General features: G+C 37.7%; 26 protein-coding genes, 1 pseudogene and 1 riboswitch. Of the genes and pseudogenes, 21 read left to right on the forward strand and 6 right to left on the reverse strand.

Features of this window, described 5'->3' with window-relative positions:
- Window positions 1–119: 119 nt before the first annotated feature.
- The 3 genes from nhaC to LIS78_RS06415 all read left to right on the forward strand — a co-directional run bounded on the left by nhaC (window position 120) and on the right by LIS78_RS06415 (window position 2888).
- A complete protein-coding gene (nhaC, locus tag LIS78_RS06405) occupies window positions 120–1502 on the forward strand; it encodes a Na+/H+ antiporter NhaC (protein WP_195780834.1) in 1383 nt (460 codons plus the stop codon).
- A gap of 291 nt (window positions 1503–1793) precedes the next feature.
- Entirely contained in the window at window positions 1794–2675 is an 882-nt protein-coding gene (locus LIS78_RS06410) for an alpha/beta hydrolase family protein (RefSeq protein ID WP_195780833.1), read from the forward strand.
- 87 nt (window positions 2676–2762) lie between these two features.
- Window positions 2763–2888 carry a DUF6254 family protein gene (locus LIS78_RS06415; protein ID WP_013082238.1) on the forward strand — a complete coding sequence of 42 codons (126 nt, stop codon included), beginning with the start codon at window positions 2763–2765 and terminating at the stop codon, window positions 2886–2888.
- A gap of 65 nt (window positions 2889–2953) precedes the next feature.
- On the opposite strand, the gene LIS78_RS06420 is transcribed toward LIS78_RS06415, so the two are convergent.
- On the reverse strand, window positions 2954–3673 hold the full coding sequence (locus tag LIS78_RS06420; RefSeq protein ID WP_013082239.1) for a 3-ketoacyl-ACP reductase: 720 nt from the start codon (window positions 3671–3673) through the stop codon (window positions 2954–2956).
- 207 nt (window positions 3674–3880) lie between these two features.
- Here LIS78_RS06420 and LIS78_RS06425 point away from each other — a divergent pair.
- The 9 genes and pseudogenes from LIS78_RS06425 (at window position 3881) to LIS78_RS06465 (ending at window position 11640) form a co-directional block, all read left to right on the forward strand.
- A pseudogene (locus LIS78_RS06425) lies at window positions 3881–5478 on the forward strand (spore germination protein).
- A 24-nt stretch (window positions 5479–5502) separates the two neighbouring features.
- On the forward strand, window positions 5503–6702 hold the full coding sequence (locus LIS78_RS06430; protein ID WP_209151200.1) for a Ger(x)C family spore germination protein: 1200 nt from the start codon (window positions 5503–5505) through the stop codon (window positions 6700–6702).
- Between the two features lie 11 nt (window positions 6703–6713).
- Window positions 6714–6950 carry a hypothetical protein gene (locus LIS78_RS06435; RefSeq protein ID WP_013055980.1) on the forward strand — a complete coding sequence of 79 codons (237 nt, stop codon included), beginning with the start codon at window positions 6714–6716 and terminating at the stop codon, window positions 6948–6950.
- Window positions 6951–6976: 26 nt separating this feature from the next.
- Window positions 6977–8098, forward strand: coding sequence for a GerAB/ArcD/ProY family transporter (locus LIS78_RS06440; protein WP_252284851.1), 1122 nt, complete (start codon window positions 6977–6979; stop codon window positions 8096–8098).
- A 72-nt stretch (window positions 8099–8170) separates the two neighbouring features.
- Window positions 8171–8214, forward strand: a riboswitch (PreQ1 riboswitch).
- 230 nt (window positions 8215–8444) lie between these two features.
- On the forward strand, window positions 8445–9110 hold the full coding sequence (gene queC, locus LIS78_RS06445; RefSeq protein ID WP_229754470.1) for a 7-cyano-7-deazaguanine synthase QueC: 666 nt from the start codon (window positions 8445–8447) through the stop codon (window positions 9108–9110).
- The gene (queD, locus tag LIS78_RS06450; protein WP_013055983.1) at window positions 9110–9550 is read left to right on the forward strand and encodes a 6-carboxytetrahydropterin synthase QueD; all 441 of its coding nucleotides are present in this window, start codon (window positions 9110–9112) and stop codon (window positions 9548–9550) included. Before queC ends, queD begins: the two co-directional genes overlap by 1 nt.
- Window positions 9543–10274, forward strand: a complete 732-nt coding sequence (queE, locus tag LIS78_RS06455; protein WP_195780830.1) for a 7-carboxy-7-deazaguanine synthase QueE — start codon at window positions 9543–9545, stop codon at window positions 10272–10274. Before queD ends, queE begins: the two co-directional genes overlap by 8 nt.
- Window positions 10275–10372: 98 nt before the next feature.
- On the forward strand, window positions 10373–10870 hold the full coding sequence (gene queF, locus LIS78_RS06460) for a preQ(1) synthase (protein WP_013055985.1): 498 nt from the start codon (window positions 10373–10375) through the stop codon (window positions 10868–10870).
- Window positions 10871–10938: 68 nt separating this feature from the next.
- Window positions 10939–11640 (forward strand): NAD(P)H-binding protein, encoded by a 702-nt coding sequence (locus LIS78_RS06465; protein WP_013055986.1) that lies wholly within the window; start codon window positions 10939–10941, stop codon window positions 11638–11640.
- A 32-nt stretch (window positions 11641–11672) separates the two neighbouring features.
- Here LIS78_RS06465 and LIS78_RS06470 read toward each other — a convergent pair whose 3' ends face one another.
- Window positions 11673–11888: a hypothetical protein gene (locus LIS78_RS06470; protein ID WP_053487017.1), complete on the reverse strand. Its 216-nt coding sequence runs from the start codon at window positions 11886–11888 to the stop codon at window positions 11673–11675.
- Window positions 11889–12205: 317 nt separating this feature from the next.
- The gene (locus LIS78_RS06475) at window positions 12206–12391 is read right to left on the reverse strand and encodes a YkvS family protein (RefSeq protein WP_048020030.1); all 186 of its coding nucleotides are present in this window, start codon (window positions 12389–12391) and stop codon (window positions 12206–12208) included.
- Between the two features lie 307 nt (window positions 12392–12698).
- Between LIS78_RS06475 and LIS78_RS06480 the strand changes: the two genes are divergently transcribed.
- From LIS78_RS06480 to LIS78_RS06495, 4 genes are all read left to right on the forward strand, one after another.
- Entirely contained in the window at window positions 12699–13544 is an 846-nt protein-coding gene (locus LIS78_RS06480) for a patatin-like phospholipase family protein (RefSeq protein WP_209151203.1), read from the forward strand.
- Between the two features lie 17 nt (window positions 13545–13561).
- Window positions 13562–13756, forward strand: a complete 195-nt coding sequence (ykzS, locus tag LIS78_RS06485; RefSeq protein WP_013055990.1) for a protein YkzS — start codon at window positions 13562–13564, stop codon at window positions 13754–13756.
- A 147-nt stretch (window positions 13757–13903) separates the two neighbouring features.
- Window positions 13904–14230 (forward strand): hypothetical protein, encoded by a 327-nt coding sequence (locus LIS78_RS06490; protein ID WP_013082248.1) that lies wholly within the window; start codon window positions 13904–13906, stop codon window positions 14228–14230.
- A 312-nt stretch (window positions 14231–14542) separates the two neighbouring features.
- A complete protein-coding gene (locus LIS78_RS06495; protein ID WP_195780828.1) occupies window positions 14543–15256 on the forward strand; it encodes a cell wall hydrolase in 714 nt (237 codons plus the stop codon).
- A 25-nt stretch (window positions 15257–15281) separates the two neighbouring features.
- Here the strand turns inward: LIS78_RS06495 and LIS78_RS06500 are convergent, their stop codons facing one another.
- Window positions 15282–15641, reverse strand: coding sequence for a YueI family protein (locus LIS78_RS06500; protein ID WP_195780827.1), 360 nt, complete (start codon window positions 15639–15641; stop codon window positions 15282–15284).
- A gap of 675 nt (window positions 15642–16316) precedes the next feature.
- Here LIS78_RS06500 and ymaG point away from each other — a divergent pair.
- The 5 genes from ymaG (at window position 16317) to LIS78_RS06525 (ending at window position 19397) form a co-directional block, all read left to right on the forward strand.
- A complete protein-coding gene (gene ymaG, locus LIS78_RS06505; RefSeq protein WP_209151205.1) occupies window positions 16317–16607 on the forward strand; it encodes an inner spore coat protein YmaG in 291 nt (96 codons plus the stop codon).
- A gap of 230 nt (window positions 16608–16837) precedes the next feature.
- Window positions 16838–18136: an NCS2 family permease gene (locus LIS78_RS06510; RefSeq protein WP_195780825.1), complete on the forward strand. Its 1299-nt coding sequence runs from the start codon at window positions 16838–16840 to the stop codon at window positions 18134–18136.
- Window positions 18137–18312: 176 nt separating this feature from the next.
- Window positions 18313–18687, forward strand: a complete 375-nt coding sequence (locus LIS78_RS06515) for a cytochrome-c oxidase (protein ID WP_252284852.1) — start codon at window positions 18313–18315, stop codon at window positions 18685–18687.
- A gap of 191 nt (window positions 18688–18878) precedes the next feature.
- Window positions 18879–19142 (forward strand): hypothetical protein, encoded by a 264-nt coding sequence (locus tag LIS78_RS06520; protein ID WP_013055998.1) that lies wholly within the window; start codon window positions 18879–18881, stop codon window positions 19140–19142.
- Between the two features lie 48 nt (window positions 19143–19190).
- On the forward strand, window positions 19191–19397 hold the full coding sequence (locus LIS78_RS06525) for a hypothetical protein (RefSeq protein ID WP_013055999.1): 207 nt from the start codon (window positions 19191–19193) through the stop codon (window positions 19395–19397).
- A gap of 57 nt (window positions 19398–19454) precedes the next feature.
- Here the strand turns inward: LIS78_RS06525 and LIS78_RS06530 are convergent, their stop codons facing one another.
- Together LIS78_RS06530 and LIS78_RS06535 are read right to left on the reverse strand one after the other, a co-directional pair.
- Window positions 19455–20252, reverse strand: a complete 798-nt coding sequence (locus LIS78_RS06530) for an HAD family hydrolase (protein ID WP_209151208.1) — start codon at window positions 20250–20252, stop codon at window positions 19455–19457.
- A gap of 152 nt (window positions 20253–20404) precedes the next feature.
- Window positions 20405–20584, reverse strand: coding sequence for a hypothetical protein (locus LIS78_RS06535; protein WP_252284853.1), 180 nt, complete (start codon window positions 20582–20584; stop codon window positions 20405–20407).
- Between the last annotated feature and the right edge of the window lie 104 nt (window positions 20585–20688).

Genomic DNA, 20688 nt, shown 5'->3' on the forward strand with positions numbered 1-20688 from the left:
GATAAAATAAGTTATTGACAGCAAGAAGGATAAAATTTATACTCAAGAAGGTTTGCACTTAACTGCGTAAAAGCATAAAAGCGTTTAAGTGAAAAAGAAAGACAGAAAGGGAATACCTCATGAAAAAAGAAATTTCATTTATACAATCAATAGCGGTGGTTTTGGTGCTATTAGCTATTATTTTTGTTTCATTATTTACGTTAAAGCTGCCGCCTCATATTCCGCTGATATTTGGTGTAGCATTTATTAGTGTGATTGGCTTTTTGTTGAAATATAAGTGGACAGAAATGGAGAAAGGGATTTTAGACGGTGTTAGACTGGGCATTAAGCCTATCCTTATTTTAATGCTGATCGGGATGCTCATTGCTATTTGGATGGTAGGGGGAACGATACCGACGATTTTGTCCTATGGCTTCCACTGGATTTCACCGCAGTACTTTTTAATTAGTGCTTTGGTTATTACCGTATTGGTTTCAACATTCACGGGAAGTTCATTAACAACCGTCAGCACGGTAGGGGTCGCTTTGTTTGGCGTAGGAACTGCTATTGGTGTACATCCAGGGCTAGCAGCGGGGATGATTGTTTCAGGAGCTGTGTTTGGAGATAAGATGTCTCCATTGTCTGATACAACAAATTTTGCTTCTGGTATCGTTGAAGTGCCGCTCCCTAAACATATTCAGCACATTACGTGGACGACGGTTCCAAGTATTGTTATTACAGCAATCATTGCATTGGTAATCGGAATCAACGGAAATCAGGAAAGCGTCAATTACGGGGAAATTCAAGGAATTCAAGAAGCATTAAAACATACATTTAATTTACATGTGTTAACGTTGCTTTCTCCACTTTTAGTTCTTGTTTTTTCAATGAGAAGAGTCGATGTACTGCCAACGTTAGTTTTAGGTATTGTAACGGCAATCATTACAGGAATGATCACACAGCATGAATTTACGCTGAGTCAATTGTTAGGCGTTCTTCAAAGCGGACCGGCAGTAGAGTCAGGAAATAAAGTAGTGGATGCGATTGTGAATAAAGGCGGACTGCAGTCCATGATGTTTTCTATTTCCCTTATCATGATTGCCTTGTCGTTGGGTGGCTTGATGAGAGCGGTTGGAATTATTGATGCTTTGTTAGAAGGATTAGCAAAACAAATTCGCCGCAGCGGAGACGTTATTTTTGCTACGCTTCTATCTTCAATTGGAGTGAACGTTATTACAGGAGAACAGTATTTATCGATTCTCTTGCCTGGGCAGACGTTTAAGCCACTGTATGAAAAGTGGAATTTAGATCCAAAAAACTTATCACGAACGCTGGAAGACGGCGGAACGGTTATTAATGCTATTATTCCGTGGGGTGTCAGCGGTGCTTTTATCTCAACAGCACTAAATATTCCAGCGGCTGATTATGTTCCATTTACATTCTTTAGCATTTTATGTCCTATTTTTTCAATTATTTTAGCATATACAGGCATTGGCATTGCCAAGAAAAAAGCTCAGTCTTAACTGGGCTTTTTTTTCGGAAAAAGGACAGGTAAAAAACGACAAAAAAAGTATCATTCCACTTTTCAAATCTATAATTTAATAATACAATTTACTATACGTCTTTCTTGTTAATGTATTTGGATGAATTCTTATTTTTTTATTGATGAAGAAATTTGAGTTTTGCGGTATGATAAATAAGCTGTATTGGCGATGGGATGAATGCCCTTTTTAGCAAACATTTAAGAAGGGTAAAGCCAAATGAAAACACTCATTATAAAAGAGAAAAGATATTTATTGAGGAGAGGGTTTCTGTTGAAAAAATGGGGCATCATTGCATTAATCACTGTAGCTGTGCTCGGTGTGACAGCGGTTTTCAACCGAGCTGAAAGTGATGATGTAAATAAAGAAAAATTGAATTTATTATCGCCTTATTCAAATAAAGTAGATGTATATAGCATTACGTATCCTAGTGATAATTTAAAGATAAAAGGGTTTTTAGTGCAGCCTAAAGACATTGCAGATAAACATTATCCGCTTTTAGTATATAATCGCGGAGGAAATCGCGAACACGGCATGATTCGCGCAAAAACACTTCAGTATTTATCATATTGGGCAAGTAAAGGCTACGTCGTTGTTGCGACTCAATACAGGGGAAATGGCGGAAGTGAAGGAACAGAGACATACGGCGGTAAAGATATTGACGACGTATTAAATCTTATTAAGTGGGGAGAACAGCTTCCTTATGTAAATCACCAGCAAAAGGTAGCGCTAGGATATTCACGCGGCGGCATGATGACGTATTTAACGATGAAAAACGGCGTTAAATTTGATGCAGTTGTCGTACAATCAGGTATTACAGACATGTTTCAATTCTACGATCAAAGAGGGCCTGAAATGAAACAAGTGCTGCGGACAATTGTAGGAGATCCTGCCAAGTATCCAGAGAGGTATAAAAGTCGTTCTGTTGTCTATTGGAGCGACAAAGTAAATTCACCTCTTTTGATTTTACAGGGTGATCATGATCGTAAAGTTCACCACACTCAGGCTGAAAAGCTTGTGAAACAACTAGATGAGCAGGGAAAAGAATACAAATATGTACTGTACAAAAACGGAGACCATCCCCTAACTGCGTATTATGATCAATATAACGCAGAAATTGATAAATGGTTTAAAATGCATTTAGCTAAGCAGTAAAGAAATTGGAAGCAGTTTTGATGAATTAGAAAGAGCAGCTTGTTTTATCCTACTATATGTAAGCATATAAAAAGGGGATGAAGCAAAATGACTCAGTCTAAAAGTCAAAAAGAGCGTCAGTGGAATGTGCGAAAACAATCACAAAACCCATCGCATGGAAAAGTAAAGTCTTTTGAAGAACTATCAGAAGAAATCACGCCTAAACGTAAATAAGGTAACCATCATATAAAGGAAGACACAAAAAAGGAGAGCTGAAGCTCTCCTTTTTCTATGTTTGTTTATGGATTTGTGGACCACATGCCCGCAGATTTGATAAAAATACGCGGATGCAGCTTTAATTGTGCTACCATAATTTCTGCTAGGTCTTCAGGCTGCATCACTTTATCAGGATTGCCATCTGTTAAGTTTTCTTTATACGCTAATTCCGTTGCTACTGTACTTGGCGTTAGAGCTGTTACACGAATATTGTGTTTGCGCACTTCTAGCGCTAGAGATTCAGTTAAACCGAGTACGCCAAATTTTGAAGCGCTGTAAGCACTTGTAACGGGAGCGCCTTTTTGACCAGCAGTGGATGAAATATTGATGATGTCTCCACCATTTTTTTCGATTAATTGAGGTAGAACGGCGCGCGTTACGTAGTAAACGCCCATTAAATTCACATCAATGATTTGTTTCCACTCAGCTGGGTCTAGCTCTAAAAAGCTTCCGAATTTACCGATTCCCGCATTGTTGATTAAGATATCTGTTGCCCCTAATTTTGTATGTAGATGCTCAACTGCTGCGTTTACTTCTTCCATAGAAGAAACGTCTGCTGTTGCATAAGCAACTTGTACATCAAATGCTTCTAGTTCAGAAGCAACAGCCTTTAAATCTGCCTCTGTACGAGCAATTAAACCGATATTTACGCCTTCTTTTGCTAATTCAATCGCAGTTGAACGACCGATGCCTTTTCCTGCTCCTGTAATAAGAGCTACTTTGCCTTTAAGTGATTGTGCCATGTATAGACTCCTTTCAATGTTCCGCATAAACATTCTTCATAATAACAAAGAATTATCCATTACTATCCTATAGAAATGCACAAATGATGTCAAAAATAAAGATTATTAAAATGGCTTCAAGTATAAATTTCCTTTTCATACAAAAACTATAAAGACTAAAAAGAAGAAATTCCGTTTCTTTTCGTTCAATGTAGTGGAGGATGAACAATGCGTATAAAAAAACTATCTGAGTTAACGAATAAATCCAAACAGCGAAAAGAAAAAGCTGATCAATCGAAGGACTCTAAGGAAACTAGTGCTTCTTCTACACAGGAAGAGCAGAAATTATCGGAGAGGGTGGGAGATAATTTATCCTGCATGAAAAAAGCACTGGGACAGAGCACGGACTTAGTTGTACGAGAGTTTCGAATTTCGATTGAAGAAAAATTCACTTTAGGTGTTGCTTATATCGACGGATTAGTAAATAAAGACGAAGTTGAACACTATGCGCTGGACTCCATTATGCACTATCACGATGAACATTTAACACATGATGATGGCATCGTTAATATGTATGAATTGATTAAAAGCTATAGTTTGGCAGCGGGTGAAATCATGGAAGCAAAGACATTGGATGATGCTCTTCTTCATGTTTTATCAGGAGATACCGTGCTGTTTTTAGAAGGGTATCAAACGTGTATTGTGGCAAGTACAAGAGGGTGGAGAGACAGGGCTGTTTCTGAACCACAATCTCAGACCGTTGTAAGAGGGCCTCGAGACAGTTTCACAGAAACACTGCGAACGAATACCGCATTGATTCGGCGCCGAATAAAATCTCCAAAACTTTGGATTGAATCTCAGCAAATAGGAGAGTTTACAAAAACGGATATTGCGCTCGTTTATATAGACGGTATTGCGGATGAACAAGTCATTCAAGAGGTAAAGGCGCGTCTTTCTAAAATTGATATAGACGGTATTTTGGAGAGCGGATACATCGAAGAGTTGATTCAAGATGAAGATTATACACTTTTTCCTACTATGCATAACAGGAGCGTCCAGACTCCGTGGCAGCAGGTCTTTTAGAGGGGCGGATAGCCATTCTAGTAGACGGTACGCCTTTTGTATTAATGGTTCCTGCCCTATTTATTCAATTTTTTCAAGCGGCCGAAGATTATTACCAGCGCGCAGATATTAGTACATTGATTCGCTTAATGCGCTACATGGCATTTTTCTTAGCCCTTTTAACACCTTCTGCTTATATTGCTTTAACTACTTTTCATCAAGAGATGCTTCCTTTTGCTTTGTTAATTAGTATTGCAGCTCAAAGGGAAGGTGTTCCTTTTCCTGCTATTATTGAAGCGTTTATTATGGAAATCACGTTTGAAATTTTGCGAGAAGCTGGAGTTCGATTGCCTCGGGCAGTAGGTTCAGCTATTTCGATTGTGGGAGCACTCGTTTTAGGAGAAGCCGCCGTACAAGCGGGATTAGTTTCACCTGCAATGGTTATCGTTGTATCCATCACTGCTATTAGTAACTTTGTGTCACCTGTGTATGATATGGCTATTGCAGTAAGGATGCTGCGCTTTATTTTAATGGTTTTAGCAGCTACTTTTGGCTTGTTCGGTATTATCCTGGGGCTAATCTTAATGATTTTACATTTATGCAGCTTAAGGTCATTTGGAATCCCTTATATGACACCTATGGCTCCATTTGTAAAGCGCGATCAAAAGGATGTTTTGATTAGACGTTCGATCAAAAAAATGAAAACAAGGCCAAAGCTTATTAACGAGAAGAATATTTCACGTCAAAAGACGCAAAAAAACTAAACTGTGTAAAGGTGGCCGTTTACTATGAAAGCATTTCTAATGTTATGTATCTGTTCATTGCTATTAAGCGGCTGCTGGAGCAGTCGAGAGTTGAATGAGCTAGCCATTACGGTTGCTGTCGGAATTGATAAAGCAGAAGATGGCATTATTGTGACAGTTCAGCTGATTAACCCTGGTGATATTCAGGCCAAAACCCCTACAAACGGGCCTTCTGTTACCACATTTTCTATTAAGGCTTCGTCTGTGATGGAAGGGTTAAGAAAAATAACGACAAAATCCCCGCGGAAAATTTATCTTTCTCATTTACGAATGCTAGTCATCAGCGAAAGCATGGCGGAAGACGGTATCGCTGAAGTGCTTGATTTCTTTGCTCGGGATCATGAAGTGCGTACGGATTATTTTGTTGTTGTTGCTAAAAACACGAAAGCATCGAGCGTTCTGAACGTATTAACAACAATCGAAAAAATACCAGCTAACCATATGTTTGCTTCATTAGACGTGTCGCAGCGTATTTGGGCACCTACTAGAGGAGTAAAGTTAAATGAACTGATCAGTAACTTAACCAGCGAGGGAAAGCAAGCGGTATTATCAGGTGTATTGGTGAAAGGCAATGTAAAAAATGCAGGAGATATGTCCAGCATTTCTCGCACTAATCTTTCCACCCTGCTCAATTTCAAAGGATTAGGAGTCTTTCAAAATGATAAGCTTATCGGCTGGTTCAATGAAGACGAAAGTAAAGGATATAACTATATTACAGGAAATGTAAAAAGCACGTTAATTGTTATTCCATGCGAAAAAAAAGAAAAACAGCATGATATCATCGGAGTAGAAATGCTTCGAACGAATGTCAAGGTGACAGCTACTATGAAAAATCATAAACCTCATATTCACGTTGATTTAAAAGGAGAAGCGAACGTGGCTGATGTAGAGTGTCAAGTAAATTTACAGGACCCAGCTGTAATCAATATGCTCGAACGAAAAACAGCAGCTGACGTAAAAGAAAAAATGAATGATGCAGTAGAAAAAGCTCAAAAAACCTATAAAAGCGATATCTTTGGTTTTGGCGAAGCGTTTTACAGACAAGATGTAAAGAGATGGTACAAAATGAAAAGAGACTGGAACAGAATTTACGCAGAGGATTTAACCGTCGATTTAGATGCAAAAGTTCAAATCCGTCGCTTAGGCACGTTAAATAACTCATATATGAAGCAAATGAAGCATTAAGGAGAAAGAAAATGGAGGGATTTATCGCCTTACTTGTACTGCTTGCTTATTTGACTAAAAAAATAATGATCAACTTCCGAAAGGAAAAGTATTATCGTGAAATAGTCGTCTACCTTTGTCTCATAGGTTTGGGTCTATTCTTTTGGGGAGCGATTACACTCCGTAAAGAAGTTCCTACGCCTCTGTACTTTTTAGAGGCACTAATTAAGCCTCTTACTAGAACCGTTCATCATCTGTTATTCACGTGAGCAAGCATGTAGGAGAGAAGGTGTGTATGATGCAAATAAAAGAATTTATTAGTCCGAAACAATTTCTTTTTCTAATTTATGTTTTTTGTATCGGAAGCGCCATCTTGGCAGTTCCGGCTACATTATTAGAGACGAATAGACAAAATGCGTGGTTTTGCGGTGTGCTTGCTATTGGCTTTGCACTTTTAATCGTTGCGGTGCTTTTATGGCTGATTCAGCGTTACCCTCAGCAAACATTTATTCAAATAGCCAAAAAGGCGCTAGGTCCTTATGCCGGAACGTGTATTTCTCTTATTTACATTTTCTTTATGTTCATTCAATCTACGTTTTCGCTTCGAGATATCAGTACATTTATGACGACTCAAATTGTCCCTGAAACGCTGCCTACGTGGATTCATGCTCTTGTTCTTTTAGCTGTGATATACGGAGGATATCTAGGTATTGAAGTGGTAGCGAGAACCGCGGAAATCTTTTTGCCGTGGATTGTGGTCCCCTTTTTATTGTTAATTGTTTTAAATATTCCTCAGATGAAAATTGATCGTCTTTATCCTTTTTTTGAATTCAGCATGGGTGATTTAGTATTAGGGACCACTTATTTTTTAGGAAATCCGTTTATGGAATTGATTTTTATTCTAATGATTACGCCTCATATAAAAGGTGGAAAAAAGGTAAAAAGAATGTTTGTTATCGGCACTGTCGCATCGGGCTTGACGATTACGATTGCCGTTGCGGCTTGTATATTAGCTCTTGGCGCGAATATTGCATCGATGCACAGCTACCCAGTTTATTTATTAGGAAAAATGATTTCGTTAGGTGCAACGATTCAGCATGTTGAAGTATTAGTAGCTATTATTTGGATGTTATCTATCTTTTTTAAAGTTGTCATTGTGTTCTATGCTATTCAGTTAAGTATCGTCCAATTGTGTAATTTACGCGTACGTAATTTTTTAAGTTTTCCTTTAGGTCTAATCATTACAGGGGTGGCGTATTACATTATTCCGAATACAGCATACTTCAATTATTTTGAAAAATATTACTGTCCGTTTTATTTATTTGTACTAAGCGTCTGTTTTCCATCGCTATTTATTGCTCTTTCTTATATAAAGAAAAATAAGGCAGCAAAAGGCGATAGAAGCCAACAAACATAGCATTATTTATACGCATGTGGTATAGTATACGATGACAATTCAAGAAGAAACGCCGTACACGTTTGTATATGTACGGGAGAGGTTCGAAAACTCCCTCTATAAAAAACTAAGATCATCGTTGATGACAAAAGACACGGTTTTAGCGTGTCTTCTTTCACGTGCTTTTCTATCAACGCGTCTTTTTGACGTGTATGCTGGCGAGGACGTGTATCTTAGTTGCTTTTTAGGGAGATTGCTGGAAAAGAGCAGTCTCTTTTTTGTGTTATAAAATTAGTCACAAAGGGAACGAACGGTTCAATAAAGTTTCTTCTTCTTTTGATTTCAATCAAAAAGGAGACGAACAATAATGATGAAAAATGAAAAAGCTATTGTTGTATTTAGCGGAGGTCAAGATAGTACAACATGTCTATTTTGGGCTTTGAAAAACTTTAAAGAAGTAGAAACGGTTACTTTTCAATATGGTCAGCGTCATAGTCAAGAGATAGAGGTAGCAAAAGCTATTGCAGCTGATTTAGGTGTGAAGCACACCGTACTAGATATGTCACTTTTAAATCAATTAGCACCAAATGCATTAACGCGAGATGATATTGATATCGAGCAAAAAGAAGGAGAATTGCCTACGACTTTTGTGGATGGCCGCAATCTGTTATTTTTATCATTTGCCGCCGTACTGGCTAAGAACAGCGGAGGCCGTCATATCGTAACAGGCGTTTGTGAAACTGATTTTTCGGGATATCCAGACTGTCGAGATGTATTTGTAAAATCGTTAAACGTCACGCTTAATTTATCAATGGACTTTGAATTTGTGATTCATACACCGCTTATGTGGATTGATAAAGCAGAAACGTGGGCTTTAGCTGATGAGTTAGGGGCGCTTGAGTATGTGCGTGAAAAAACATTAACGTGCTACAACGGTATTGTTGCTGATGGATGCGGCCAATGTCCCGCATGTCAATTGCGAAAACGTGGGTTAGATCAATACATGCAAACAAAAGAAGGAGGAGAGGAATAATGCTGCAACAAATGTATCCTCAAGTATTTCATGACTATGAATATGAACTGAACAAAGATATGCAGTTTGCTGCGGCACATTTTGTTCCTCACACAGAAGCAGGAAAATGCCGTCAAGTCCATGGACATACGTATTTTGTTAATTTAACTGTTGCCGGAGATACATTAGACGAAGCGGGCTTTTTAGTAAACTTTGCGTTATTGAAAAAAATTGTTTCTGGTCAATTTGATCATACATTATTGAACGATCATTCTATCTTTAACGAAGAAAATCCAAATGATTTTCCTACAACTGAAGTTGTTGCTCGTAAAATTTATGAGTTGGTTCAAGAATATCTAGACACACTACCAAATAAGCCTTCTTGCGTACAAGTATTCGTGCGGGAAACGCCGACAAGTTACGTAGTTTACCGCCCAAAGAAGGTGAAAAAACGTGGCTAATACAATTCCAGTACTTGAAATATTCGGACCCACAATTCAAGGGGAAGGAATGGTTGTAGGACGTAAGACGATGTTTGTTCGTACCGCGGGCTGTGATTATTCCTGTAGCTGGTGTGATTCAGCTTTTACATGGGATGGATCAGCTAAAAACGATATTCGTCAGCTAACAGCAGAACAAATTTGGATGGAGCTAAAAGAAATTGGAGGAGAGTGCTTTGATCACGTCACCATTTCTGGAGGAAACCCTGCGCTTATCAAGGCAATTGGTTCACTTGTAGAGCTTTTGCACAGTCATGGGGTAAAAGCAGCTCTTGAAACACAGGGAAGCCGTTATCAGGATTGGTTTCTAAAGATCGATGATTTAACGATTTCTCCTAAGCCTCCAAGTTCATTAATGAAAACAAATTTCTCCGTACTAGACGATATTATAGAGACATTAATAAAGGAAAAACGCATGGAGCACATAAGCATAAAAGTCGTTGTATTTAATGATGAGGACTTTGAGTATGCAGCGTCTGTTCATGAACGTTATCCTGAGGTTCCATTTTTTGTTCAAGTAGGCAACGAGGACTTAACGACAATCGATAATGCGTCCTTAACACAAGAATTGCTTAAAAAGTATGAGTGGTTAATCGATAAGGCCGTGGCAGCTAAAAACATGAACGATGTAAGAGTTCTGCCGCAGGTTCACGCCCTTGTTTGGGGAAATAAACGAGGCGTGTAAGCGCATAGCAAAAAATTTACAAAGAAAAATAAAAACAGATATATACAAAATAAAAAAACGCTGTTAGAATGACAATCGTAGAAAGAGAGGAAATGCAAATGAGCGGTCGAAAAGATGAAGAATTAGAAGGTGTATCACTCCTTGGAAATCAAGGAACAAACTATTTGTTTGAATATTCACCAGAGATTCTAGAAGCATTTGATAATAAACATCCAAATCGTGATTATTTTGTAAAATTCAACTGTCCGGAATTTACGAGCTTATGTCCAAAAACAGGTCAGCCGGATTTCGCAACCATTTATATTAGTTACATTCCAGATGAAAAAATGGTGGAAAGCAAGTCGTTAAAGCTTTATTTGTTCAGCTTCCGTAATCATGGAGATTTCCATGAAGACTGTATGAATATTATTATGAATGACTTAATTAAACTGATGAATCCAAGATATATTGAGGTATGGGGAAAATTCACACCGCGCGGCGGGATTTCAATTGATCCATATACAAACTATGGCCGTCCCGGTACGAAGTATGAAGAAATGGCTAATTATCGCCTAATGAATCATGATTTATACCCAGAAACAATTGATAATCGTTAATTCGAACAAACAGGTTGTGTATGCAACCTGTTTTCCATTGCAAAAACAACAGGTGAGAAGGTGAAAGAATGTCACAGAGATCAGCATTAGTATTAGGTGCAAGCGGACTTGTTGGTCAAGAACTTTTAAAAATGTTATTAAGCAACAGCTTATATAACCATGTGACAGTGTTTGTTCGAAAAAAGCTACCAATCGAACACACAAAGCTACGTCAGCTTGAAATTGATTTTTCAGAGCTTGATAAGCACGAAGAATGCTTTGCAGTTGATGATGTATATTGCTGTTTAGGCACGACAATGAAAAAAGCAAAAACAAAAGCGAAATTCATTAAAGTGGACTACGAATTTCCTTTAAAAGCGGCTAAATGTGCAGAAAAATATCGCTGCAAAAACTTTTTAACGATTACAGCAATTGGTGCTGATCTTCGTTCGCCATTCTTTTACAGTAAAGTAAAGGGGCAAGTAGAAGAAGATATCGCAAGCTTGTATATCCGTTCTACTCACTTTTTCCGCCCATCGTTATTATTAGGCAAGCGCCAAGAGTTTCGCCTATTTGAAAAGATTGGGGGATACACGTTAAAGTCGTGTTCATTTTGCCTTGTAGGAAAGTGGAGAAAGTATCGTCCAATTAAAGCGTATAACGTAGCCAAATCGATGATGAAAGCTGCACTTGAAGATAAATGTGGGGTTCATGTACATGAAAGCCAAGACATTTATACAGGTGAATGCTATTATTCGTTTACCAACGGCAAGCGCGTGTTATCAAAATAAAGAAAAGCCTCTTCATAAGAAGGGGCTTTTTTCTATCTTCCGTCACCATCCGCATCGCCATCGCCATCATGATCGTGATTAGAAGCAGATTCACTCCAGCTTGTGTAGGAGTTAGAATCTTCTTCGGCATAATTCATGGGTTCAACGGATGTTTTTTTATTTGAAGTTTGCTTGCGTTTAAAAACGAACTGCACGATGAAAAAAAGAATGACAATAAGAGCAACGATAAACAATACAGTATCAAACATGCTAGTAATTCCTTTCGGTAAGAAGATAGTAGTAGCTTGTTCTTATTGTCACACGAAAATAAGCCCCCTTTCAAGAAAAAATGGGGCCTGTTTTTGTTTCTTTAAAGAAACTTTTTTTATCTCAGCCATATATTATTGTATAAAGAAACATTTTAGAAAAGAGGGAGTACAGTGAAAAAAAGTTCGAAGGATGTTAAGGTGCAACAGTATATTTACCTCATGTATAAGCTGGGGATTATTACAGAAGAACAAAAGAATCAATTCTTTCAACACCAATAAAAAAGCAACCGCTCTTGCTTTCCGGTTGCTTTTTTCCTTTACATAGCTGGATTAATAATGGTGTAGTTTTTGTGATTGACAACGGTTCGCTGTTCTAAGTCTAAATCGCGGTAGTTTGCCATGTAAGTCAAGTCAACAATCACGGAGTTTTCATTTACTTTTTCAACAATGCCCTGTAAGCCATTTTTAAATTCTATCAAGTTTCCTACCTCTGCTATTTTCATGATTCATCGCTCCTTTGTTTTAAATTATTTCATTATGAATTTTTACAATAATTTTAATTTTTAAAATAGTAAAACTAGTTAGCGTTTTCTTTTTTACAATTTTGCCTTAAAACTGGGAATTAGTAAAGAGTTTTTTGAAAAAATATAAAATAAAATTGAAAAAATAAGTAAAATGTGCTGAGAAATAAAAGGAATTGGTAGCTTTAACGAAAGAGAGAAGCAGGACAGTTCCATCTTTGTTCATCTTTCGTTATAATAAACGAGGTATAATCTTGTCATAAATTATAAGAATTAGAAGGTGTAGAAATTGAAAGATACTGGACTTGTGCTCGAAGGAGGCGGTATGAGAGGCCTTTATACAACTGGAGTTTTAGATTACTTTATGGAAAGAAATCTGTACCTTCCGTATGTAATTGGCGTTTCAGCCGGCGCTTGTCATGCCACTTCTTATTTATCTAGACAAATAGGAAGAAGCCGCAAAGCTAATTTAGATTTTTTAAAGGATCCTCGCTACTTGTCGTGGAAAAATTATTTTAAAACAAAAGAGATATTTGGAATGGATTTCGTTTTTGATGAAATTCCTAATCAGCTTCTTCCATTTGACTTCGATGCATTTGCTGAGCGGACAGAGAAGCTTGTAGTAGGAGCAACGGACTGCGTGACGGGGGAACCCGTTTATTTTGATGAGTATGACCGGGACATTTTGACAGCGGTTCGCGCTTCTAGTTCCCTTCCATTTTTAGCACCTGTCGTTACATATAAAGGAAAAGAGCTGTTAGACGGAGGAATCAGTGATCCGATTCCAATCAAAAAAGCAGTGCAGGATGGATATAGAAAAAATATTGTTGTGCTAACTCGAAACGAAGGATATCGAAAAAAGAAATCAAATATGCTTTGGTTATTGAAGCGCAAATATCGTCATTATGATGGGCTGACTCGTGCGCTTGAGAATCGCTATAAATTGTATAATGAAACATTGTCATATATTGAAGAGCAGGAAAGACAGGGGAATATCTTTGTGATTCGTCCGCAAACCCCTCTTGTAGTAGGGCGAATTGAGAAGAATCGTGAGCGTCTGGACGCTCTTTATAACCAAGGATATAAAGAAGCTGAAGCTCAATTTGCATCTCTGCAAAATTGGCTGAACAGTTAAAAGCGAGGTGAAACTGAATGGATGAACAAACAGCAATAAACATGTTGAATGAGTTAAGTGAAGGAAAAGTAACCGAAATTAAAGTTAAAAAAGAAGACTTTCTTGCTTTTCGCCCTTTTTTAGTAAATCGCCCTGATTTCAAACATTTTCGTGGAATAGCCGGACGCGGTGGAGATTTCACCTATACGTATCTAGAAATTCCTAGGAGCTAAACGAAATGATGGCATTATTTGATTACGCCTTATATAATGGATGTATGAGCCTGTACAGTAGAGAATATACTGTTACAAGTGCTTGTGCGTTTATTTAATAACGTACGGTAAGAGCGAATAAACGTGTTTAGTTATAGGAGGGATATTATGGATGAGTTTCGAAAAAGTACAGCACCTTTTTATTTTGCAGATCATATATGGAAAGATAAAAATGGAATGACGACTTATGGGATGCTGTTAACGAACCGGCCCGAAGATGACGGGGACTATGACCTCCATTCGTTATTAGAAGAAGCATATGTAGATCATAAAAAAATTCTAATTACTACTGTTTACGATAACAGTGAACAGCAGTTGACCGGATACGTGATACATTTATCAGATGATCAAGACGTCTTTACGTTTATGGATGATACGGGTGCTAAGCTAGTGATTGATTTCTATGATGTTGTAGAAATTGAGATCGAAGATTAAAAAGAGCTGAATGTTGATTACAACATTCAGCTTTTTTGTGTAAAAGTAGATGAATTTAAATGTTTATCATAAGAATTATAAGGGAAAAACAAATGAAGAAATTTCTGATTAAACTGAAATAAAGCGGGAAAATATACCTGCTTTTTAGAAAAATTACCGTGATTATGACAAAAAACAAGGTACAATGTCATAATTGTGTTCCGAACGTAATTTTGTTCATCAAACTTAAAGAAATGTAATTGAATCGTTCGGTGAAACCCCTATATAGCTATGATAGAGTAATACCATACGAAATTTCAGGAGGTATTACCTATGAAACATAGTTATATGAAATCAATGGTAGTAGCTTGTTTAGCTACTCTTTCATTTATAGGTTTTAATGCAACAGCTACGGCTGCAACTAATTATAAAGTAGTCAAAGGCGATAGTCTTTGGAAGTTAGGTAAAAGATATAGTGTAACAATTGACGATATTAAAAAATTAAACAATCGTCAAGGAGATATGATTTATATTGGTGAAACATTAGCTATTCCGAGTAAGACAAAAGTACTGGCTGCTGAAACAACGGAACCTTCAACGGCAGCACCTGCTAATACAGCCAAGCCTGAACCAAAACCAGAAGCGAAACCGACAGAGCAGGAAACACCTGCAGTTTCTATTTCTGCAAGTGAAAAAGATTTATTAGCTCGCTTAGTAGAAGCTGAAGCAAAAGGCGAATCGTATGAAGGAAAAGTAGGGGTAGCAACAGTTGTGTTGAACCGTGTAGATTCTCCGAAGTTTCCAGATACGGTAACAGGAGTTATTAAACAAGTTGTCGGAAAAGCATACGCTTTTTCACCGGTTCAAAACGGATCGATTAATAAACCTGCTTCAGAAGAGTCGAAAAAAGCAGTAGAGCAAGCATTGACAAGAAAAGATCGTTTAAACGATTCTATTTATTTTTATAATCCAAAAACAGCTACCGATAACTGGATTCGTTCACGTGCTGTAATTAAAACAATTGATCATCATGTATTTGCTAAATAAAAAAGAGCCGGTTGGGCTCTTTTTTTTAGTCTAAAAAGATATCGCGTTCCAAACTGCCTTCAGAACCCGTTAAAACCAGACCAATATCGGTATTAGCTTCTAAGTTCTGAACGATGGTAAAAGGCACTTTGTATTCGTTAGCAGCTTGAACATAAGGGGAGAGATATGAATAAGATAAGGAGCCATTTAAAAACAAATGACCGTCTTTTACTTTTTTTAAAAGAGGCTTTATTTTTGCTATATCCTTTTTCATGACTTGTCCTTTTTTTAGCGCAATTTCAATATTCTCACGTAGAGCAGTTAAGAAATATCTTCGTTCGTCCCTTTTCGTTTCCTTTGCTCCGTACATTCCTCTTTCTAAATATTCTTCTAGTTGATCAGACATTATGTCACTTCCTTTCGTTATAAACTATAAACGATTATGTGTATAAGTAAAAGGGACAGGAAAAAAGGAAAATCACTGTGCTATATCACTCGTTTTTTTGCTGAGTACAAAGAAAAACAAAAAATGTGTTGAAATTTAGCCCGAAATATTGTTTAATGTAAATAGATAGAAAATCATATCGGTTTTTTATTAAAGGTTTGTAAGCGATTACAGATATACATACATAGCAGCGTTTGGGGAGACGCTCCTATGATTTTATGTTCAAAGCGCATTGTATAAAAAGGGGATTATATAGCTTTAGGGCATATACGGTCAAGCAAAGGGTCAGATAAATTAATAAAAAATCGCTATGTATTTTCATAAGAAGAACGGTCAACATTTTTGTTGAGCGTTCTTTTTATGCGTTCATATTATGTTTATTCCTCATTGCAGCAGCTGCTGAAAATTGTAAAGGTGCATTCCTCGTTTCATCTCTCTTATTTTACATAAGTTACATGTAGTATGTTTCAAAGCCTTAAAAAATATATGTCTGTACGCTTGTTTAATCCTAACGAGGTGGTAGAAAAGGAATATTTTTAAGAAATCACCAAAAAAAGAGGCGATTGCCTATGCAAGAAGTGGGTGAATAACATATGTAATAAAGAGAATGAAATATAACTTGAGGAGGCATGTATCATGCAAGAATTTGATATTAATGACATAAGAAGACCATTCGGTGGTTTTGGAGGCTTTGGCCGTCCAGGCTTCGGTTTCGGTCGTCCAGGTTTTGGCTTCGGCCGTCCGGGTTTTGGTTTTGGTCGTCCGGGATTCGGCTTCGGTTTTGGTCGCCCTTGGGGTTGGGGCTTTGGAGCTGCTCCATTCCTTGGAGGATTAGTTCTTGGAACTGCATTAGGAGGTCCAGGTTATTACGGTTATCCACCACCATATTACCCGCCGTACCCACCATATTATCCTTACTATTATTAAAACAGTGAGCGCTTATAAAGCGCTCTTTTATTATGTCCAATCCAAGGGACATACAAAATGAATGCAAGACGTTACGTTTAGAAAATGATAACAGTTTTAAATAAGGAATGAATGCTTAAGCTAAAGGAGACAAGTTTTCCTTGCAACAATTGTTGATTTTGCTATAATAACTTCGGTGGCATTTTTGGTCACTGGGTGGGCGAGGGATAGATGAAAAGAAGGAAATTAGATTGAACGCATTATTTGAAAAGTTGTTTCGTTTAAACGACCACCAAACAACTGTCGGAAAAGAGAGCTTAGCTGGGGTCATTTCATTTCTTTCCATCGTGTATATTATTGCTGTTAATTCAACCATTTTGTCTGATGCCGGTATTCCGCTTGAAGCAGGAATATTCGCAACAGTAGCTTCGGCTTTTGTAGGCTGTGTTATTATGGCTTTTTGGGCAAATGCGCCTCTCATTCTGGTGCCAGGTATGGGGATTAATGCATTATTTACGTATACGATGGTTCAATCAATGGGGTTATCTTGGCAAGAAGGGTTATTAGCAGTAGTGGTATCCGGCTTTCTTTTTACAGCATTAGCTTTTTCGCGACTGTCTGCCAAAATTGTCTCATCGATTCCACATTCGCTAAAAGAAGCGATAACAGTCGGTGTTGGCCTATTTTTAACGTTTATCGGTTTACAAAAAGGGAAGCTTGTAGTTCCAAGCGAAAACACTTTTGTAGCACTTGGAGACTTGTCAGATCCGTTTGTTATCAGTACGTTGTTGACGTTAATTATCACAATCGTACTATTTATCCGAAATGTGAAAGGCAACTTTTTGTTAAGCATGATTGTTGGATCAATCCTTGCCTTTTTACTAGGTGTAAGAAGCGGGGCAGAAAAAGGACAGTCGGCTGCGAGTGTGAACGACTTCTTTAGCAGCTTTGGCACATTGTCTTTTGGAGCTATTGGGGACGTTGCGTTTTGGGCAGCTGTCTTTTCATTAACAATGGTATTGATTTTTGAAAATATCGGTTTGCTGCATGGTCAGCTAGGTATGATGAATCAAGATAGCAAATTTCCGCGGGCCTTTCAAGCAACAGCTGCCTCAGCTTTGCTAAGCGGCGTGTTTGGAACAAGTCCAACGGTGTCTTCTGTAGAAGGAGCATCTGGTATTGCAGCTGGAGGGCGAACGGGTTTAACATCGCTGATTACAGGAGTTTTATTTTTAAGTTCACTTCTGTTTATTCCATTTATCAAGCTGGTCCCAGACAGTGCTATTGCACCTATTCTTATTGTTATTGGAGCATTGATGATTCAAAATATCAAAAACATCAATTTACAGGACTTAACAGAAGGTTTCCCCGCATTTTTAATTATTGCGCTTATTCCTCTTACGTACAGCATTGCTGATGGAATTGCATTTGGGTTCATTGCGTATCCACTGCTTAAATTATTCCTTGGTAAAATGCGTGAAGTATCGATGTTTATGTATGTAAGCGCGCTATTATTTTTCTTGAATTTTGTTCTGCATTATATTGCTTAAAATAGACAGCTGAGTACTTTTACTCAGCTGTTTTTTGGTGTTTGCAGGTCAAGAATCCTCTTTTTAGATATCATACTCCGTATTTCGTGTCCTTTGGCTAATCTGTCGCTTCTAAAATAACGTTTCCTGCGTAAAGTAGTACAGAAGTCAGCGGGCGATATAAAGGGGAGAAAACGATGGGAATTAAATTAATTAAAATATCAGCCGTTTATTTTGGAATTGGCATCATATTAGGATATTATATGTCAATTGTTCACAGCTACGCTTTGACACCTGTTCATGTGCATATCAATTTGTTAGGGTGGACGTCGCTTACGTTGGCCGGGCTTATTTATTATTTGTTTCCCACGTTTAGCGAAAATAAATTAGCCAAGCTGCACGTATGGTTGCACACTATAGGATTACCGGTCATGATGATTGGTTTATTTTTTATAATCGTACTAGAAAATCAGGCTTTTACACCTGTAGTGGCAGTGGGAGCAACACTTACTGCTATTGGCGTTTTAATTTTCGTGTACCACATCCTTAAAAATTTGAAATCTGAACGATAAACGATGATGGCTGCTAATTTCAAAAGGAAAAAGAACCAGCTATAGCGAATATACATGTAAACAAGCTGAAAGTGTGATTTACATAAAGGTGTGCTAGGCATCTTTATAAGGAGGGGTAAGCTGCAGGGATTTCTAGCTCTTATAAAAGCCAATAAAAGGGCTGATTATAAGTTTCTTGCGGCGGAGATACTATGGGAGAACATCAACAATTAGTGCGTGTTAGGGAGCTAGCAAATGAAATTATTCGACTTCGTCTTCAAGACCGTACGACTTATGACGAATTAGAGTTGCAAAATAATGTAGAGTTGTTGTCTCGTTCTGTGGTTGACTTAGTAAACATTATGTTAGCCGAAGATGTGGATTCGTCTACGTCTTTAAAAGCTACAGCTTCTAAAATGAAAATGGTGTATAATAACATGCATCAAGCTGAGAAAAAAGATTATTTGCATTTCTAATTGCTAGGCTCCTTTTCGCCACAAACGAAATGGAGGTGTATGAGGCAGATGCTATCGTCACTAACGACTTCTGAAGCTATTGTAGCATCCGTTCTTGCACTGGTTGTCATTGCCGTTTCCATTATCTTTTTTGCCACTCTTATTATGGTTGTTGTTCGACGAGAAAGAATCAGCAGCTTGGTTAATCACGGAGAGCATGCAGATGGGAAGCAAAAAAGCTTAGGTGAATTTTTTCGTTCTTTACGAAAAAAATAAATACCGTTTTCTTATTAAATAGATAAAAGCGGTCAATTTAAACGTTGACCGCTTTTTTTAGGTTGTTTGCTTATTTTTTTCTAAAACAATACGCGCTGCTTCACTAACTGATGACACAACAGCAGAGGCGTGGCGCTGAACAGCTTCAGGAGCTGTAGCCATAGCGAAACTGTTCGGCGTTAATTGAAACATAGGAATATCATTAAATGAATCCCCCACACATGCAATTTCCTCAGGTTTTAGCTTAAGATGATTTAATAAAATTTCAATAGCATTTCCTTTGCTGATATGTTTAGGCATAATATCCAAACACTGCTTGGCAGAAATATATGTATCAATATAATCACCAAACTCTTCGTTCACTTCTTTTTGCAGAGCTACCATTTCATCATGATCTCCAAGAACCGTGATTTTAGATGGAGAAAGAGCGTGACCAAATGAATCCGTCATTTCAATTTGTTCTTCTATAGGGAAAAACATGTGAGTTTCAATTGCTTCAATAATTTCATTTCGCTGCTCTACATAATTCGTGTCGTTTGAACAGACAAGCGTAATACGGTTAGGATCTATCGTTTTTTTATAAAGTTGAACCGCTAAATCATCTTCAAACACTTTTCCATGAAGTTCTTGATTTTCTTTGGTCCACACAAATCCTCCGTTTTGGCTAATGCGATGGAATGTATTATTAATATCGGTAGAAATTTTTAAAATTTCCGTATCCATTCGTCCAGAAGCAAGACAAACCTCTACTCCTTGGTGCTGAAGTTCACTAAGTGCGTCTGCATTATGCTGTTCTACGTATTTTTCTTCGTGTAAAAGAGTGCCATCTAAGTCGCTTACAAATAACTTAATCATTGCTTGAAAATTCCTTTCCCTGAAAAAATTGTTGTGATAAGAGCTTTACAAATTTATTACATTCCTTATTCTATCAGTGTTTCCCAAGAAACTCATAAAAAAAGCTCAAACCGGCGGTGAATTCAAAGAGATTGAGACATAATTACATCGATTCAATCTAGAGGCGAACAAATTGGATACATGAGCTGGACTGCTTGGTACACCGCTGTTGATTTCCGTGCAAGACTTTGCTTTCCGCGGGCGGCCGATGAGCCTCCTCGTCGCTTACGCTCCTGCGGGGTCTCGTCTATTCCGCTTTGCCCGCAGGAGTCTTCGCTTTGCCCTCCAATCAACAGCTAGAAACAGCTACATGAAATCTAGTTCACCATCACGATGAAAAAATCCGAACGGAGTTGATTCTCAATAAAGAATCTGGATTCATTGTTCGGATCTTTCT

It is taken from the genome of Priestia megaterium (genome assembly GCF_023824195.1).
Classification (GTDB): domain Bacteria; phylum Bacillota; class Bacilli; order Bacillales; family Bacillaceae_H; genus Priestia; species Priestia megaterium_D.